The organism is uncultured Pseudacidovorax sp. (genome assembly GCF_913773995.1).
Taxonomy (GTDB): domain Bacteria; phylum Pseudomonadota; class Gammaproteobacteria; order Burkholderiales; family Burkholderiaceae_C; genus Xenophilus.
Window position 1 is genome coordinate 1 of the sequence record NZ_CAJYES010000135.1, and the last position, 16,016, is coordinate 16,016.

Annotated in this window: 15 protein-coding genes; 14 read left to right on the plus strand and 1 reads right to left on the minus strand. The window is 66.6% G+C overall.

Annotated features, from left to right (window positions below; all coding sequences use genetic code 11):
* Positions 1-677: malate dehydrogenase (locus QZ772_RS12645; protein WP_295526665.1), on the minus strand; the 677-nt coding region annotated here is incomplete at its 3' end.
* A gap of 205 nt (positions 678-882) precedes the next feature.
* On the opposite strand from QZ772_RS12645, the gene QZ772_RS12650 reads away from it, so the two are divergent.
* From QZ772_RS12650 to QZ772_RS12715, 14 genes are all read left to right on the plus strand, one after another.
* Complete coding sequence (locus QZ772_RS12650) at positions 883-1,638, plus strand: GntR family transcriptional regulator (RefSeq protein ID WP_295526668.1); 756 nt, start codon at positions 883-885, stop codon at positions 1,636-1,638.
* A 188-nt stretch (positions 1,639-1,826) separates the two neighbouring features.
* Positions 1,827-2,273, plus strand: a complete 447-nt coding sequence (gene sdhC / locus QZ772_RS12655) for a succinate dehydrogenase, cytochrome b556 subunit (RefSeq protein WP_295526670.1) — start codon at positions 1,827-1,829, stop codon at positions 2,271-2,273.
* Between the two features lie 25 nt (positions 2,274-2,298).
* Complete coding sequence (gene sdhD / locus QZ772_RS12660; protein WP_017761522.1) at positions 2,299-2,664, plus strand: succinate dehydrogenase, hydrophobic membrane anchor protein; 366 nt, start codon at positions 2,299-2,301, stop codon at positions 2,662-2,664.
* A 4-nt stretch (positions 2,665-2,668) separates the two neighbouring features.
* On the plus strand, positions 2,669-4,477 hold the full coding sequence (sdhA, locus tag QZ772_RS12665) for a succinate dehydrogenase flavoprotein subunit (protein WP_295526672.1): 1,809 nt from the start codon (positions 2,669-2,671) through the stop codon (positions 4,475-4,477).
* Between the two features lie 28 nt (positions 4,478-4,505).
* Positions 4,506-5,207, plus strand: a complete 702-nt coding sequence (locus tag QZ772_RS12670; RefSeq protein ID WP_017761520.1) for a succinate dehydrogenase iron-sulfur subunit — start codon at positions 4,506-4,508, stop codon at positions 5,205-5,207.
* Between the two features lie 34 nt (positions 5,208-5,241).
* Positions 5,242-5,553: a succinate dehydrogenase assembly factor 2 gene (locus QZ772_RS12675; protein ID WP_295526675.1), complete on the plus strand. Its 312-nt coding sequence runs from the start codon at positions 5,242-5,244 to the stop codon at positions 5,551-5,553.
* Between the two features lie 62 nt (positions 5,554-5,615).
* Positions 5,616-6,926 carry a citrate synthase gene (locus QZ772_RS12680; RefSeq protein WP_295526678.1) on the plus strand — a complete coding sequence of 437 codons (1,311 nt, stop codon included), beginning with the start codon at positions 5,616-5,618 and terminating at the stop codon, positions 6,924-6,926.
* Positions 6,927-7,097: 171 nt separating this feature from the next.
* Entirely contained in the window at positions 7,098-7,238 is a 141-nt protein-coding gene (locus tag QZ772_RS12685; RefSeq protein ID WP_058644251.1) for an entericidin A/B family lipoprotein, read from the plus strand.
* Positions 7,239-7,412: 174 nt separating this feature from the next.
* The gene (locus QZ772_RS12690) at positions 7,413-8,384 is read left to right on the plus strand and encodes a LysR family transcriptional regulator (RefSeq protein WP_295526682.1); all 972 of its coding nucleotides are present in this window, start codon (positions 7,413-7,415) and stop codon (positions 8,382-8,384) included.
* A gap of 42 nt (positions 8,385-8,426) precedes the next feature.
* Positions 8,427-9,848 carry a 3-isopropylmalate dehydratase large subunit gene (gene leuC / locus QZ772_RS12695; protein WP_295526685.1) on the plus strand — a complete coding sequence of 474 codons (1,422 nt, stop codon included), beginning with the start codon at positions 8,427-8,429 and terminating at the stop codon, positions 9,846-9,848.
* Positions 9,849-9,865: 17 nt separating this feature from the next.
* Positions 9,866-10,516: a 3-isopropylmalate dehydratase small subunit gene (gene leuD, locus QZ772_RS12700; RefSeq protein WP_295526688.1), complete on the plus strand. Its 651-nt coding sequence runs from the start codon at positions 9,866-9,868 to the stop codon at positions 10,514-10,516.
* 29 nt (positions 10,517-10,545) lie between these two features.
* Positions 10,546-11,616, plus strand: a complete 1,071-nt coding sequence (leuB, locus tag QZ772_RS12705) for a 3-isopropylmalate dehydrogenase (RefSeq protein WP_295526691.1) — start codon at positions 10,546-10,548, stop codon at positions 11,614-11,616.
* 317 nt (positions 11,617-11,933) lie between these two features.
* Positions 11,934-13,064: an aspartate-semialdehyde dehydrogenase gene (gene asd / locus QZ772_RS12710; RefSeq protein ID WP_295526695.1), complete on the plus strand. Its 1,131-nt coding sequence runs from the start codon at positions 11,934-11,936 to the stop codon at positions 13,062-13,064.
* A 143-nt stretch (positions 13,065-13,207) separates the two neighbouring features.
* Positions 13,208-15,937, plus strand: coding sequence for a FimV/HubP family polar landmark protein (locus QZ772_RS12715; RefSeq protein WP_295526697.1), 2,730 nt, complete (start codon positions 13,208-13,210; stop codon positions 15,935-15,937).
* The last annotated feature ends 79 nt before the right edge of the window (positions 15,938-16,016 follow it).

The following is a 16,016-nucleotide window of genomic DNA, read 5'->3' on the forward strand; positions in this document are numbered from 1 at the left end:
ACGGTGGGCAGGAACACGTCTGCGTTCCAGACCTGGTCGTTGATGGTGTCCTTGACGCTCTTGCCGCCGATGGTGGCAAAGCGGTAGTCGGCGTACATGGTGGGCGAATGGTTGCCCCACACGGTCAGCTTCTCGATCTCGCCGACCTTGCCACCGGTCTTGGCGGCGATCTGGCTGGCGGCGCGGTTGTGGTCCAGGCGCAGCATGGCGGTGAAGTTCTCGCGCGGCAGGCTGGGCGCGCTCTTCATGGCGATGTAGGCGTTGGTGTTGGCGGGGTTGCCGACCACCAGCACCTTGACGTCACGGCTGGCGACCTTGTCCAGGGCCTTGCCCTGGGCGGTGAAGATCTGGGCGTTGGCAGCCAGCAGGTCGGCACGCTCCATGCCGGGGCCGCGGGGACGGGCACCGACCAGCAGGGCGTAGTCGGCGTCCTTGAAAGCGACTTCCGGATCGCCGGTGGGGATCACGCCGGCCAGCAGCGGGAAGGCGCAGTCTTCGAGTTCCATGATCACGCCCTTGAGCGCCTTCTGGGCCTTCTCATCCGGAATCTCAAGCAATTGCAGGATGACCGGCTGGTCCTTGCCGAGCATCTCGCCCGAGGCGATGCGGAACAGGAGGGCGTAACCGATTTGGCCGGCGGCGCCGGTGACGGCGACGCGAACGGGCGTTTTGCTCATGGGAAGACTCCAGACGAAGAGGAAAGAAACGGAACGTGCCGTGCGAGCCCTGCCTGCAGGCATCTGCACGTCGACCGGCACCGCCAGTCGACCCGGGGCAGGAAACAACCGCGCATTCTAGGCCGATTCCATGGCGCATGTCTTATGTCTTATATAAGATGTGGGACTTGGCACGCTTCGCGATGCCCTCCTGACCACCCCATTCATGTCCTCCCCACCCGCCGCGGACGCCGGCACCCCTTCCTTCAGCCCGCTGTACCAGCAGATCCGGGCCTTGATCCTGCAGAGCCTGCAGGCCGGGGAATGGAAGCCGGGCGAGCCGATCCCCAGCGAGATCGAACTTGCCGCCCGCTTTCGCGTGAGCCAGGGCACGGTGCGCAAGGCCATCGACGAGCTGGCGGCCGACAACCTGCTGGTCCGCCGGCAGGGCAAGGGCACCTTCGTGGCCACCCACGCCGAGCAGCAGGTGCAGTACCGCTTCCTCAAGCTGGTGCCGGACCAGGGCAGCCCGACCAGCGAAGGGCCCGCCGAACGCACCATCGTGGACTGCCGCAGGGTGCGCGCGAGCGCCGAAGTCGGCCGAGCACTGGCTCTGCGCGCGGGCGACGCGGTGCTGCAGGTTCGGCGCGTGTTGGCCTATGCGGGCGTCCCCACCATCCTCGAAGACCTCTGGCTGCCCGGCGCGCCCTTCAAGGGACTCACGGCGGAACGTCTGGCCGAGTGGCGCGGCCCCATGTACGAGATGTTCGAGACCGAGTTCGGCGTCCGCATGGTGCGGGCAGAGGAGAAGCTGCGCGCCGTTCTCCCCGATGCCGAGCAGGCTTCGCTGCTTCAGGTGACACTGCAGACGCCGCTGCTCTCGGTGGAACGCATCGCCCACACGTATCACGATGCGCCGATGGAGCTGCGCCGCGGCCTGTACCGCACCGACACGCACCACTATCGCAATGACCTCGGCTAGCCCGCCGCCCCTCCGACACTGATGGGCAGAAACGATGTTGCTTCAAAAAATATAGCAGCGAACCAAGGCGACAGAAAGCTTCAGAGACAGCCCATGCAACATGGTGCATTGCAATAGAATTTTGAGTTGCCTGCATAAACGTCCTGACACGAGTCGCCCTACCGACCCTCCCAGAAAGAACCTTCCCCATGACAGAGCTAGCATCCAAGACGAGGCCGCCGCGCCGCGAATTCCGCAACATCAATGTGGTCACGGATCTGAGGGGCTACCGGCTTCCGCCGGCGGGCATCGTGTCCATCCTGCACCGTGTCAGCGGCGTGCTGATGTTCCTGCTGATGCCCTTCATCATCTGGATGTTCGACACCTCCGTCTCTTCGGAAATCTCCTATGCCAAGTTCAAGGCCGCCTTCGATAGCGGCCTTGGTTTTTTGCCGGGATGGTTCCTGAAGCTCGTGGCCCTGGCTCTGATCTGGGGCTACCTGCACCACTTCTGCGCGGGCCTGCGCCACCTCTGGATGGACGTGAGTCATGAGGCCGTGACCAAGGAGTTCGGCAAGACCTCCGCCATCGTCGTCCTGGCCATCAGCATCCTCCTGACGCTGGCGCTCGGCGCCAAGCTGTTCGGCCTGTACTGATCACAAAAAGAAGGCACACAACACCATGGCAGTGAATTACGGCTCCAAGCGCACCGTCGTCGGCGCGCACTACGGCCTGCGCGACTGGCTGTCGCAACGCGTCACCGGCGCACTGATGGCGGTCTTCACCATCGTCGTGCTGGCGCAGGTTCTCCTCACCCGCGGCCCCGTCGGCTACGACCAGTGGGCAGGCATCTTTGCCCCGCAGTGGATGAAGGTCCTGACCTTCGCAGTGATCGCCGCGCTCCTCTGGCACGTATGGGTGGGCATGCGCGACGTCTGGATGGACTACGTCCAGCCCGTCGGCATCCGTCTGTTCATGCAAATCTTCACCATCGTCTGGCTCGTGGGTTGTGCCGGCTGGGCGATTCAAGTGCTCTGGAGGATCTGAGCCCATGTCGTACACCAAAGCAAAAATCGCGACGCGCAAGTTCGACGTCGTCATCGTCGGCGCCGGCGGCTCCGGCATGCGCGCCGCGCTCGAACTCTCGCGCGCCGGCCTGAACGTCGCATCCCTGTCCAAAGTCTTCCCCACCCGCTCGCACACCGTGGCAGCGCAGGGCGGCGTGTCGGCCTCGCTCGGCAACATGTCCGAGGACAACTGGCACTACCACTTCTACGACACCATCAAGGGCTCCGACTGGCTGGGCGACCAGGACGCCATCGAGTTCATGTGCCGTGAAGCACCGAAGGTCGTGATCGAGCTCGAGCACTTCGGCATGCCCTTCGACCGCAACCCGGACGGCACGATCTACCAGCGCCCCTTCGGCGGCCACACCGCCAACTACGGCGAGAAGCCCGTGCAGCGTGCCTGCGCCGCGGCCGACCGCACCGGCCACGCGATGCTTCACACGCTGTACCAGCAGAACGTGAAGGCCAAGACGAACTTCTTCGTCGAATGGATGGCCCTGGACCTGATCCGCGACGCCGACGGCGACGTGGTGGGCGTCACAGCCATCGAGCTCGAAACGGGCGACCTGTTCGTGCTGCAGGCCAAGGCCGTGCTGCTGGCCACTGGCGGCGCGGGCCGCATCTTTGCCGCCTCGACCAACGCCTTCATCAACACCGGCGACGGCCTGGGCATGGCCGCACGCGCCGGCATCCCGCTGCAGGACATGGAGTTCTGGCAGTTCCACCCCACCGGCGTGGCCGGCGCGGGCGTGCTGCTGACCGAGGGCTGCCGCGGTGAAGGCGCCATCCTGCTCAACAGCAACGGCGAGCGCTTCATGGAGCGCTACGCGCCCACGCTGAAGGACCTGGCTCCGCGCGACTTCGTCTCGCGCTCGATGGACCAGGAGATCAAGGAAGGTCGCGGCTGCGGTCCCAACAAGGACTACATCCTGATGAAGCTGGACCACCTGGGCGCCGACACCATCCGCAAGCGCCTGCCGTCAGTGGAAGAGATCGGCCATAACTTCGCCAACGTCGACATCACCAAGGAGCCGATCCCGGTCGTGCCCACCATCCACTATCAGATGGGCGGCATCCCGACCAACATCAACGGCCAGGTGGTGGTGCAGAACGGCGACGTGCACAACCAGGTCGTCGGCGGCCTGTACGCCGTGGGCGAATGCTCCTGCGTGTCGGTGCACGGCGCCAACCGCCTGGGCACCAACTCGCTGCTTGACCTGCTGGTCTTCGGCAAGTCTGCCGGCAAGCACATCGTCGACTTCGTCAAGAACAGCGGCGAGCACAAGCCGCTGCCGGCCGACGGCGCCGACCGCACCCTGGCGCGCCTGAACCAGCTGCAGGAGTCCAACGACGGCATCTACGCGCAGGACATCGCCAACGACATCCGCGCCACCATGCAGCAACACGCCGGTGTGTTCCGCACCCAGGCGAGCATGGACGAAGGCGTGGTCAAGGTGGCCGACCTGCGCAGCCGCGTGCCCTCCGTGACGCTGAAGGACAAGTCCATGGTGTGGAACACCGCGCGCATGGAAGCACTCGAAGTCGACAACCTGATCGAAGTGGCCCAGGCCACGATGGTCTCGGCTGCGGCCCGCAAGGAATGCCGCGGCGCCCACACGGTGGACGACTACGAGCACCCGGCCGACCATCCCGAATTCCCGCTGGGCCGCAACGACAAGGAATGGATGAAGCACACGCTGTGGCACAGCGCGGGCAACAACCTGACCTACAAGCCGGTCAACCTCAAGCCGCTGACCGTCGACAGCGTGCCGCCGAAGGTCCGCACGTTCTGACATCGCCGAAACCCCACGAGACACCGACATGAAGCGCACATTCCAGATCTACCGCTACGACCCGGACAAGGACGCCAAGCCCTACATGCAGACCGTCGAGATCGAACTCGACGGCCATGAGCGCATGCTGCTGGACGCCCTGGTCAAGCTCAAGGCGCAGGACCCGAGCATCGCCTTCCGCCGCTCCTGCCGCGAAGGCGTCTGCGGCTCGGACGCGATGAACATCAACGGCAAGAACGGCCTGGCGTGTCTGACCAACATGAACACGCTCAAGGGCACCATCGTGCTCAAGCCGCTGCCGGGCCTGCCCGTGATCCGCGACCTGATCGTGGACATGACGCAGTTCTTCAAGCAGTACCACTCGATCAAGCCGTACCTGATCACCGAGGGCTTGGCCCCCGAGCGCGAGCGGCTGCAGTCGCCCGAGGAGCGTGAAGAGCTCAACGGCCTGTACGAGTGCATCCTGTGCGCGAGCTGCTCCACGAGCTGCCCGAGCTTCTGGTGGAACCCCGACAAGTTCGTCGGCCCGGCCGGCCTGCTGCAGGCCTACCGCTTCATCGCCGACAGCCGCGACGAAGCCACCGGCGAACGGCTCGACAACCTTGAAGACCCGTACCGCCTGTTCCGCTGCCACACGATCATGAACTGCGTGGACGTGTGCCCCAAGCACCTGAATCCCACCAAGGCGATCGGCAAGATCAAGGAGCTGATGGTGCGCCGCGCCATCTGATCCTGGCCGAACGAAGCAACGGAGACGACACGCCATGCCGCAAGCGCAGCCTGCCCCGGGCGCATCCGACGAACGACTCGACGAGCGCGCCATGGCCCGGCTGCAGTGGCGTTGCCGACGCGGGTTGCTGGAGAACGACATCTTCATCACCCGCTTCTTCGAGCGGCATGGTTCTGGCTTGACCCGGGCCCAGGCCCAGGCGATCGAAACCCTGATGGACCTGCCGGACAACGACCTGCTCGACCTTCTGCTGCGCCGAAAGGAGCCCGAGCCCGCATGGGCCGGGGCCGAGGTGGCGGCGGTGCTGGAGCTGATGCGCCCTCCGGGCGACCGGCTCGCGGCCTGAGCCGCTCCATCCGATCCTTCGCCACCCTCCCATTTCCTCCACCTTCTCAAGAGAAAGTCGACATGAAAGCCTCCGACATCAAGGCCACGCTCGCGTTCAGCAATGGCGGCCAAGCCATCGATCTGCCGATCTACAAGGGCACGGTCGGTCCGGACGTCATCGACATCCGCAAGCTGTACGCGCAGACGGGCATGTTCACCTACGACCCGGGCTTCCTGTCCACGGCGTCGTGCCAGTCCGCCATCACGTACATCGACGGCGACAAGGGCGAGCTGCTGTACCGCGGCTACCCCATCGAGCAGCTGGCGGTGAACTGCGACTTCCTGGAAACCTGTTACCTGCTGCTCAACGGCGAGCTGCCGAACGAGGCGCAGAAGACCGAGTTCACCGACACGGTGACGCGCCACACGATGGTGAACGAGCAGATGCAGTTCTTCCTGCGTGGCTTCCGCCGCGACGCGCACCCGATGGCCGTGCTGACCGGCCTGGTGGGCGCCCTGTCGGCCTTCTACCATGACAGCACCGACATCAATAACCCGGAGCATCGCCAGATTTCGGCCATCCGCCTGATCGCCAAGATGCCCACGCTGGTCGCCATGGCCTACAAGTACGGCACGGGGCAGCCTTACATGTATCCGAAGAACGACCTGAGCTATTCGGGCAACTTCCTGCGGATGATGTTCGGCACGCCCTGCGAGGAGTACAAGGTCAACCCGGTCATCGAGCGCGCCATTGACCGCATCTTCATCCTGCACGCGGACCACGAGCAGAACGCCTCGACCTCCACCGTGCGCCTGTGCGGCAGCTCGGGGACCAACCCCTTCGCCGCCATCGCTGCCGGTGTGGCCTGCCTGTGGGGCCCGGCCCACGGCGGCGCCAACGAGGCCTGCCTGAATATGCTGGAAGACATCCAGCGCAATGGCGGCGTCTCCAAGGTCGGCGAGTTCATGGAGAAGGTCAAGGACAAGAACTCCGGCGTCAAGCTGATGGGCTTCGGTCACCGCGTCTACAAGAACTACGACCCGCGCGCCAAGCTGATGCAGGAGACCTGCAACGAGGTGCTCGCCGAGCTAGGCCTGGAAAAGGATCCGCTGTTCGCCCTGGCCAAGCAGCTGGAAAAGATCGCCCTGGAAGACGACTACTTCGTGCAGCGCAAGCTCTACCCGAACGTCGACTTCTACTCCGGCATCGTGCAGCGCGCGATCGGCATTCCGGTCAACCTGTTCACCGGTATCTTCGCCCTCGCCCGTACCGTGGGCTGGATCGCCCAGCTGAACGAGATGATCAGCGACCCCGAGTACAAGATCGGCCGCCCGCGCCAGCTGTTCAGCGGCTCGGACAAGCGCGACGTCAAGCCCATCGCCCAGCGCTGATCGGGCCAAGCAGCCGGCCGCCGCAAGGCGCCGGCCTGCACCGCAAAGGCCGCCTTCGGGCGGCCTTTTTGCGTCTTGACTGACATCCGGCTGACCGGCGGCGCTTCAGATTCCACTCCGGAGCAAGACCTCCACATCCACACATCGCCACCGAAGAGGAAGGACCATCCCATGAAGAGACTCGCTGCACTGCTCGCCATCACTTTCGCCGTCTCCGTGCCGCTCGCAGGCTGCAACACCTTCAAGGGTGCGGGCCAGGACGTGCAGAAGGCCGGCGAGAAGATGGAAGACGCGGCCAAGAAGCGCCAGTGATCGATGGCGGCTTCGGCCGCTTGTCCACGACAGACGGCCCATCCCGGGCCGTTTCTCATTGGGGGCCCGGCCTGTGCGACCGTGTGTTCGCCAACTGCCAGCCGAGCCTTCGCAATCCACGATGGCCCAGCCCATGAAATCCAAGGAAAATCACGCCTCCCCTCGTGGATCGTGATGACCTCGCCCGCCCCCCTCACCCTTGAACGCAGCTTTGCGCGCCGCATCGACCTGACGTCGTTGCAGTTGTTCGTGGCCGTGTGTGAGCTGGGCAGCATCGGCCGCGCGGCCGAGCGCGAGTTCATTGCGGCATCGGCCATCAGCAAGCGCCTGTCCGACCTCGAATCGACACTGGGCATAAGCCTGCTCTACCGCCACGCGCGCGGCGTGGACCTGACGCCCGCCGGCGAGAGCCTGTTGCACCACGCCCGCGCCATGCTGTACAGCCTGGAGAAGATGCAAGGCGAACTGTCCGAGTACGCCGAGGGCGTGCGCGGCCATGTGCGGATGCATGCCAACATCTCCGCCATCGTGCAATACCTGCCGGAAGACCTCGGCGCCTTCGCCCGCCTGCACGACGGTATCAAGATCGACCTCGAAGAACACCTGAGCCACGAGGTCGTGCGGGCCGTACAGGCCGGCGCCGCCGATCTGGGCATCTGTCATGTGTCCGAGGACGACGCCGGCGAGTTGCAGGCGCTGCCGTACCGTCGCGACCAATTGGCACTGGTGGTGCCGCAGCAGCACCCACTCGCCGAGCAGGCAACCGTCGCCTTCGCCCAGACGCTGGACGAGGACCACGTCGGCCTGCACACCCACAGCTCCATCTACCGCGCCATGCACGGTGCAGCCACCGCCGAAGGCCGCAGCGTTCGCCTGCGCATCCACGTCACCGGCCTGGACGCCATGTGCCGCATGATCGACAACGGCCTGGGCGTGGGCGTGATGCCGCGTCGCGCCTTCGAACTCATGCAGGCGGGCATCGGCCGCCGGCTGGCCGCAGTGGACCTCAGCGACGATTGGGCGCACCGCGAGATCCGCCTGGTGGCCCGCGACTTCTCCACCCTGCCAGTGGCGGCGCGCACGCTGGTTCAGCACCTGCAGCCACCCGCCCCCGTCGAAACCCAGGCCGCCTCTACTGCGGCCTGAATCCGAACCGCTTCAACGATTTCCCACGAAAGACGAGATCCCATGGCCCGCACGCTCTACGACAAGATCTGGGACGAGCACGTCGTCCACACCGAGGAAGACGGCACCGCCGTCCTCTACATCGACCGCCATCTGGTGCACGAAGTGACCAGCCCGCAGGCCTTCGAAGGCCTGCGCCAGGCCGGCCGCAAGCTGTGGCGCGTCAGCTCGGTGGTGGCCACCGCCGACCACAACACGCCCACCACCGGCTGGGAACGCGGCTACGACGGCATCGCCGATCCGATCAGCAAGGAACAGGTCACCACGCTGAACACCAACATCGAGGAATTCGGCGCCGCCGCCTTCTTCCCCTTCCTGTCCAAGCGCCAGGGCATCGTGCACGTGATCGGCCCCGAGAACGGCGCCACGCTTCCGGGCATGACGGTGGTGTGCGGCGACAGCCACACCTCCACCCACGGCGCCTTCGGCGCGTTGGCCCACGGCATCGGCACCAGCGAGGTCGAGCATGTGATGGCCACGCAGACCCTGCTGGCCAAGAAGGCCAAGAACATGCTGGTCAAGGTCGAAGGCAAGCTGCCGCTGGGCTGCACGGCCAAGGACATCGTGCTGGCCATCATCGGCAGGATTGGCACGGCGGGCGGCACGGGCTACACCATCGAGTTCGCCGGCTCCGCCATCCGCGACCTGTCGATGGAAGGCCGCATGACGGTCTGCAACATGGCCATCGAAGGCGGCGCGCGCGCCGGCCTCGTGGCGGTGGACCAGAAGACCATCGACTACGTGAAGAACCGGCCGCTCGCACCCACCGGCGTGGAGTGGGACCAGGCCGTCGCCTACTGGAAGACGCTGCATTCGGACCCGGACGCCAAGTTCGACACCGTGGTCGAACTCAATGCCGCCGAGATCAAGCCGCAGGTCACCTGGGGCACCTCGCCCGAGATGGTGCTGCCCATCGACGGCCGCGTGCCCGACCCGGACAAGGAAAAGGACGCCAACAAGCGCGGCGCCATCGAGCGCGCCCTGGCCTACATGGGCCTGGAGCCCAACAAGGCCATGAACGACATCTTCGTGGACAAGGTGTTCATCGGCAGCTGCACCAACAGCCGTATCGAGGACATGCGCGAGGCCGCCACGGTGGTCAAGAAGCTCGGCCAGAAGGTGGCCAAGAACATCAAGGTGGCGATGGTGGTGCCGGGTTCGGGCCTGGTGAAGGAACAGGCCGAGCGCGAGGGCCTGCACGAGGTCTTCAAGGCCGCCGGCTTCGAGTGGCGCGAGCCCGGCTGCTCGATGTGCCTGGCCATGAACGCCGACCGGCTGGAACCGGGCGAGCGCTGTGCCTCCACCAGCAACCGCAACTTCGAAGGTCGCCAGGGCGCGGGCGGACGCACCCACTTGGTGAGCCCGGCCATGGCCGCCGCGGCGGCCATCCGCGGCCACTTCGTCGACATCCGCACCATCGCCTGAGCCAGGGAGCAGACACCATGCAGAAATTCACCGTGCACAAGGGCCTGGTCGCGCCCATGGACCGCGAGAACGTCGACACCGACGCCATCATCCCCAAGCAGTTCCTCAAGTCGATCAAGCGCACCGGCTTCGGCCCCAACCTGTTCGACGAATGGCGCTACCTGGACCATGGCGAGCCCGGCATGGATCCGGCCAGCCGCAAGCCCAACCCCGACTTCGTGCTGAACCAGCCGCGCTACCAGGGCGCCTCGGTGCTGCTGGCGCGCAAGAACTTCGGCTGCGGCTCCAGCCGCGAGCATGCGCCCTGGGCACTGGACCAGTACGGCTTTCGCGCCATCCTCGCGCCGAGCTTCGCCGACATCTTCTTCAACAACAGCTTCAAGAACGGCCTGCTGCCCCTGGTGCTGCCCGAGGCCACCGTGGCCAAGCTGTTCGACGAGGTGTTCGCATTTCCGGGTTACGAGCTGACCGTCGACCTGGACCGCCAGGTGGTGGTCAAGCCCGATGGCGAGGAGATTCCCTTCGAGGTGCAGCCCTTCCGCCGCTACTGCCTGATGAACGGTCTGGACGACATCGGCCTGACGCTGCGCCACAAGGACAAGATCAAGGCCTTCGAAGCCGAGCGCCTTGCCGCCAAGCCCTGGCTCGCCCACCAGATGATCGCCTGATCCATTTCTCTCTCACCGAAACACCACTCATGAAAATCGCAGTTCTGCCCGGCGACGGCATCGGCACCGAAATCGTCGCGGAGGCCGTGCGCGTGCTGGACGCGCTGGACCTGAAGTTCGAGATGGAGACCGCCCTGGTCGGCGGCGCCGCCTACGAGGCCCACGGCCATCCGCTGCCCGAGGCCACGCTCAAGCTGGCCAAGGAAGCCGACGCGGTGCTCTTCGGCGCCGTCGGCGACTGGAAGTACGACAAGCTGGACCGCCCGCTGCGACCCGAGCAGGCCATCCTGGGCCTGCGCAAGAACCTGGGCCTGTTCGCCAACTTCCGCCCCGCCATCTGCTACGAGCAGCTGACGCATGCCTCCAGCCTCAAGCCCGAGCTGGTCGCGGGCCTGGACATCCTCATCATCCGCGAGCTGACCGGCGACATCTACTTCGGCCAGCCGCGCGGCAAGCGCGTGGCCACCGACGGCCACTTCCCCGGCGCCGACGAGGCCTTCGACACCATGCGCTACTCGCGCCCGGAAATCGAGCGCATTGCCCGCGTGGCCTTCGAGGCCGCCCGCAAGCGCAATAAGCGCGTCACCAGCGTGGACAAGGCCAATGTGCTGGAGACTTTCCAGTTCTGGAAGGACGTGGTCACCGAGGTGCACAAGGACTATCCGGACATCGAACTGGAGCACATGTACGTCGACAACGCCGCCATGCAACTCGTGAAGAAGCCCAAGGCCTTCGACGTGATCGTGACCGGCAATATGTTCGGCGACATCCTTTCGGACGAGGCCTCGATGCTGACCGGCTCCATCGGCATGCTGCCCTCGGCCAGCCTGAATGACAGCAACCAGGGCCTGTATGAGCCCAGCCACGGCAGCGCCCCGGACATCGCCGGCAAGGGCGTGGCCAATCCGCTGGCCACCATCCTGAGCGCCGCGATGATGCTGCGCTTCTCCCTCAACCAGGAAGAGGCCGCCCAGCGCATCGAGGTCGCCGTCAAGGCCGTGCTGGCGCTGGGCCTGCGTACGCCCGACATCTGGAGCGAAGGCACGACTAAGGTTGGCACCCGGGAAATGGGCGATGCCGTTCTGAAGGCCCTGGCCTGAAAAGGTGTGAACGCTGCGCCGTCGGGCGCACGCGACACCCACTGCAAAGCGGCCCTGTCGGGCCGTTTTGCATGTAGGACGGCGCCGATGCGGGCTACAATCGCGCCCCATGTTTGTCGCCCGCCCGTTCGCCCCGAACACCGTGCCTGCCGCCCTGGCCAGCACCGCGCGCGCATCCATCACCAAAACCACGACGACCATTAAGGGCTGACCCAGCCTGGTTCGTCGCGCGTGCCTTCCCCCTGGCCCCGGACGAGCCAGGCGGGCCAGCCCCTTCGCCGCGGTCTTCTTTGTATGACTCTGAAAGGGCTTTTGACATGAGCAAGTTGGTAGGTTTGGTCGGCTGGCGCGGCATGGTCGGCTCGGTCCTGATGGACCGCATGGTGGCCGAGAAGGATTTCGACCTGATCGAGCCGCTGTTCTTCTCCACCTCGAACGCCGGCGGCAAGGCGCCCGCCATGGCCAAGAACGAGACCACGCTGCAGGACGCCTTCGACATCGAGCAGCTCAAGCGCTGCGAGATCATCATCACGGCCCAGGGCGGCGACTACACCACCGAAGTCTTCCCGAAGCTGCGCGCCACCGGCTGGAAGGGCCACTGGATCGACGCCGCCTCCACCCTGCGCATGAAGGACGACGCGGTCATCGTGCTCGACCCGGTCAACATGCCGGTGATCAAGAACGCCCTGTCCGACGGCGGCCGCAACTGGATCGGCGGCAACTGCACCGTCAGCTGCATGCTGATGGGCGTGGGCGCGCTCTACAAGGCCGGCCTAGTCGAGTGGATGAGCACGCAGACCTACCAGGCCGCCTCGGGCGGTGGCGCGCAGCACATGCGCGAGCTGCTCACGCAGTACGGCACGCTCTATTCGGAAGTGAAGTCCCTGCTGGACGACCCCAAGAGCGCCATCCTCGAGATCGACCGCCAGGTCATCGCCAAGCAGCGCAGCCTGTCGGGTGAAGAGACGGCCAACTTCGGCGTTCCGCTGGGCGGCTCGCTCATCCCCTGGATCGACAAGGACCTGGGCAACGGCATGTCCAAGGAAGAGTGGAAGGGCATGGCCGAGACCAACAAGATCCTCGGCCAGGGCGAAGGCTTCGGCAGCCCTGCCGTGCCGGTGGACGGCTTCTGCGTGCGCGTGGGCGCCATGCGCTGCCACAGCCAGGCGCTGACCTTCAAGCTCAAGAAGGACGTGCCGCTGGCCGACATCGAGGCCATGATCGCGGCGGACAACGACTGGGTGAAGGTGGTGCCCAATACGCGCGAGGCCACGCTCAAGGACCTGACGCCCGTGGCCGTGACCGGCACGATGACGATCCCGGTCGGCCGTTTGCGCAAGATGGCGATGGGTCCCGAGTACCTCGGTGCCTTTACGATCGGCGACCAGCTGCTCTGGGGTGCGGCCGAACCGTTGCGCCGCATGCTGCGCATCCTGTTGGACGCTTGAATCTCCATCATGCGTTGCTCAAGGGCAACGCATGATCCGGATGAGACGCAATAGCCAGGGGCGCAGCTAAGCCCATCGCCTTGTTTTTGGGCAGTGTGGGTGTTAACGTCTACTTACATTTTTCGGGCATGGCCCGCCACAGCATGACCAGACTCTCGCCGCCTGCGCAAGCCGCCGGGCGCGACACGGCCGCTTCGGCGGCCGTTCGCCGTTTCCGCATTTCCGCACTGGGCTTGGCCATGGTCACGGCGTTTGGCTTGTGGTCGGCTCAGGCGCAAGCACTGACGCTTGGCTCGCTGAATGTGCTGTCTGCGCTGGGTGAGCCCCTGCGGGCCGAAGTCCAGATCACGGACGTCACCCAGACCGAGGCAACGAATCTGCAGGTCCGCCTCGCCACGCCCCAGGCCTTTCAGAATTCCGGACTGACCTTCGCCGATGCGCTGGAGGGTGTGCGCACCACGCTCCAGCGTCGCGCAGATGGTCGGTACGTGGTCCGCCTCGACGGGATCCGTCCAGTGAACGACCCATTCGTGGACATCCTGATCGAAGCCAATTCGCCGACCGGTCGTCTGGTGCGTGACTACACGGCCCTCATCGATCCGCCGCCGACCCGCCTGCCCACCGCCCCGGCCGGCGTGAGCATCGACCGGCCCATCACGCCGCCGCCCCCCCGCGTGCAAGCCAGGCCCGAGCGGCCGCGCACGGCGCCGGTGGAGGTCGCCCCGTCGTCTGCCCCGGCACAGGCCACAGGGCCAAGCGGAACGGTCACCGTGCGCGCGGGCGAGACGGCTGGCCGCATCGCAGCCGCGAACAAGCCCGCCGACGTCTCGCTGGACCAGATGCTGCTGGCCATGCTTCGCGCGAACCCCAGCGCCTTCACGAACGGCAACGTCAACCGCCTGCGTGCAGGTGCGGTGCTGCAGATGCCTTCGGCGGACACGGCCCGCGCGACGCCTGCGGACGAGGCACGCCGCACCATCGTGGCCCAGAGCCGCGACTTCAACAGCTACCGTCAGCGGCTGGCCACCAATGCGCCGTCGATGAACGTGGAAGGCGCCGACCGCCAGGCGTCGGGCGGCCTGCAGGCCCGGGTGCAGGACCGGGCGGCCGCCGCTTCGTCGGCAGACCGCCTGACCATTTCCCGGGGCAGCGCATCGGGCGCCGTCACATCCGAGGAGCGGCTGGCACAACAGCGCCAGGCACAGGAGTCCAGCAGCCGGGTGGCGGAGCTGTCCCGCAACATCGAAGAGCTCAACCGGCTGCAGGGCGCATCGGGCAACACGCCCACGGGTGCCACGGTGCCTGCGGCGACGGTTCCGGCCGGCGCCGCAAGTTCACCGGCTGCGGCACCGTCCGCCGGGACAGCGAACAGCACCGCGAGCGCAAACACGGCAGGCCCCGCGGCAGCACTGCCAATGCCGCCGGCGTCCTCGCCCGCCGCTCCCTCTCCGACGCCGCAGGCGGCAGCCTCTGCGGTGCCCCCTCCTCCCGCCGTCGTGGCGCCGCCTGCCGCATCCGCATCGGCCCCCGCGCCATCGGCGCGTCCCGCACCGGCACCAACCCCAAAGCAGGAAGAGCCCAGCTTCCTGGATTCGCTGCTGGCGAATCCTTTGGCGCTGGCCGGCGGGGGTGTGGTCCTGCTGCTGTTGCTGCTTGCCCTGCTCGCGCGTCAGCGCCGCCACCAGAAGAAGGACGCCGCGGAAAGCCTGTTCCCCGAGAGCCTGCAGAAGGATTCGTACTTCGGCGGCTCCGGCGGCGCGACCGTGGACACCAAGGAAGACCACAGCGGCGCGTCGTCGCTCAACTATTCGCCCAGCCAGCTCGATGCGGGCGATGTCGACCCGGTGGCCGAGGCCGACGTGTACCTTGCCTATGGCCGCGACCTGCAGGCCGAAGAGATCCTCAAGGAAGCGCTGCGCACCTCGCCGGAGCGCACCAGCATCCAGCTCAAGCTGCTGGAAATCTATGCACGCCGCCGTGATGCCCGGGCTTTCGAGCAGCTGGCGCATGAACTGCAGGCGCAGACGGGTGGCAAGGGGGCGGACTGGCACCGCGCCCAGGAGCTCGGTCGCGGCCTGGACGCCGCCAACACGCTCTACCAGGGCCCCCACACGCCTCCGTCGTCCGACCTGTCGGGCGACGCCGCCGCCCCGGCAGGCCTGGGCCCCACGGCGACCGGCGCAGGACTGCCCGCGGCACCGAGCGGCGCAGGGGCAGCGACCGGCTCGGCAGACGAGCCGCGCCCGCAGGCCTTCGTGCCCTCCGTGGCCCCCCTGGATTTCGACCTCGACCTGGACCTGCCGCCCGCGCGACCGGCGCCGGCGCCCCAACCGGCCAGTCCGCGCGCGCCATCGATCTCCTCGCTGTTTCCCTCGGCGCTGGCCGAGGACCCACCTCCAGCGGCGCCTGCCTTTGCCGCACCCGGAGCGGGCGCAGGCCTGCGCGGCACGGCCGACGAGCCCACCATCCCCGCACCGCTGCGTCCCGCACCGGCGGCCGACCTGGGCAACGACTTCGACACGGCGCCGGCCGAACTGGAGCCCATGGGCGGATTCCGTCATGGCGGCGAAGAGGTGCGCACCCAACCCGCCACGCTGCACGCGCCGCTCGAAGGCTCGGACATCTTCAGCCGCGATTTCCATGCCGCGCTCAACACGGCCGACACGCAGCCCATGGACCTGCAGCTGAACATCCCCACCGGCATCGACGGCGGCCAGGGCGAAAGCGCCGAGGCGGTGAAGCTGTCGTTGGCGCGAGAGCTGCACGCGCTGGGCGACCCGGACGGTGCGCGCACGCTGCTCGAGGAACTCATCGCCGAAGGCAACGGTGCCGTCCAGGAAGAGGCGCGCCGCCTGCTGGACGAACTGCGCTGATACTCCGGGGCCGCGCACGGCCACCCGAGGTGGCGAGCGCGGCCTTTTCTTTTCCGTCATGTCCACCCTGCCGCCTTTC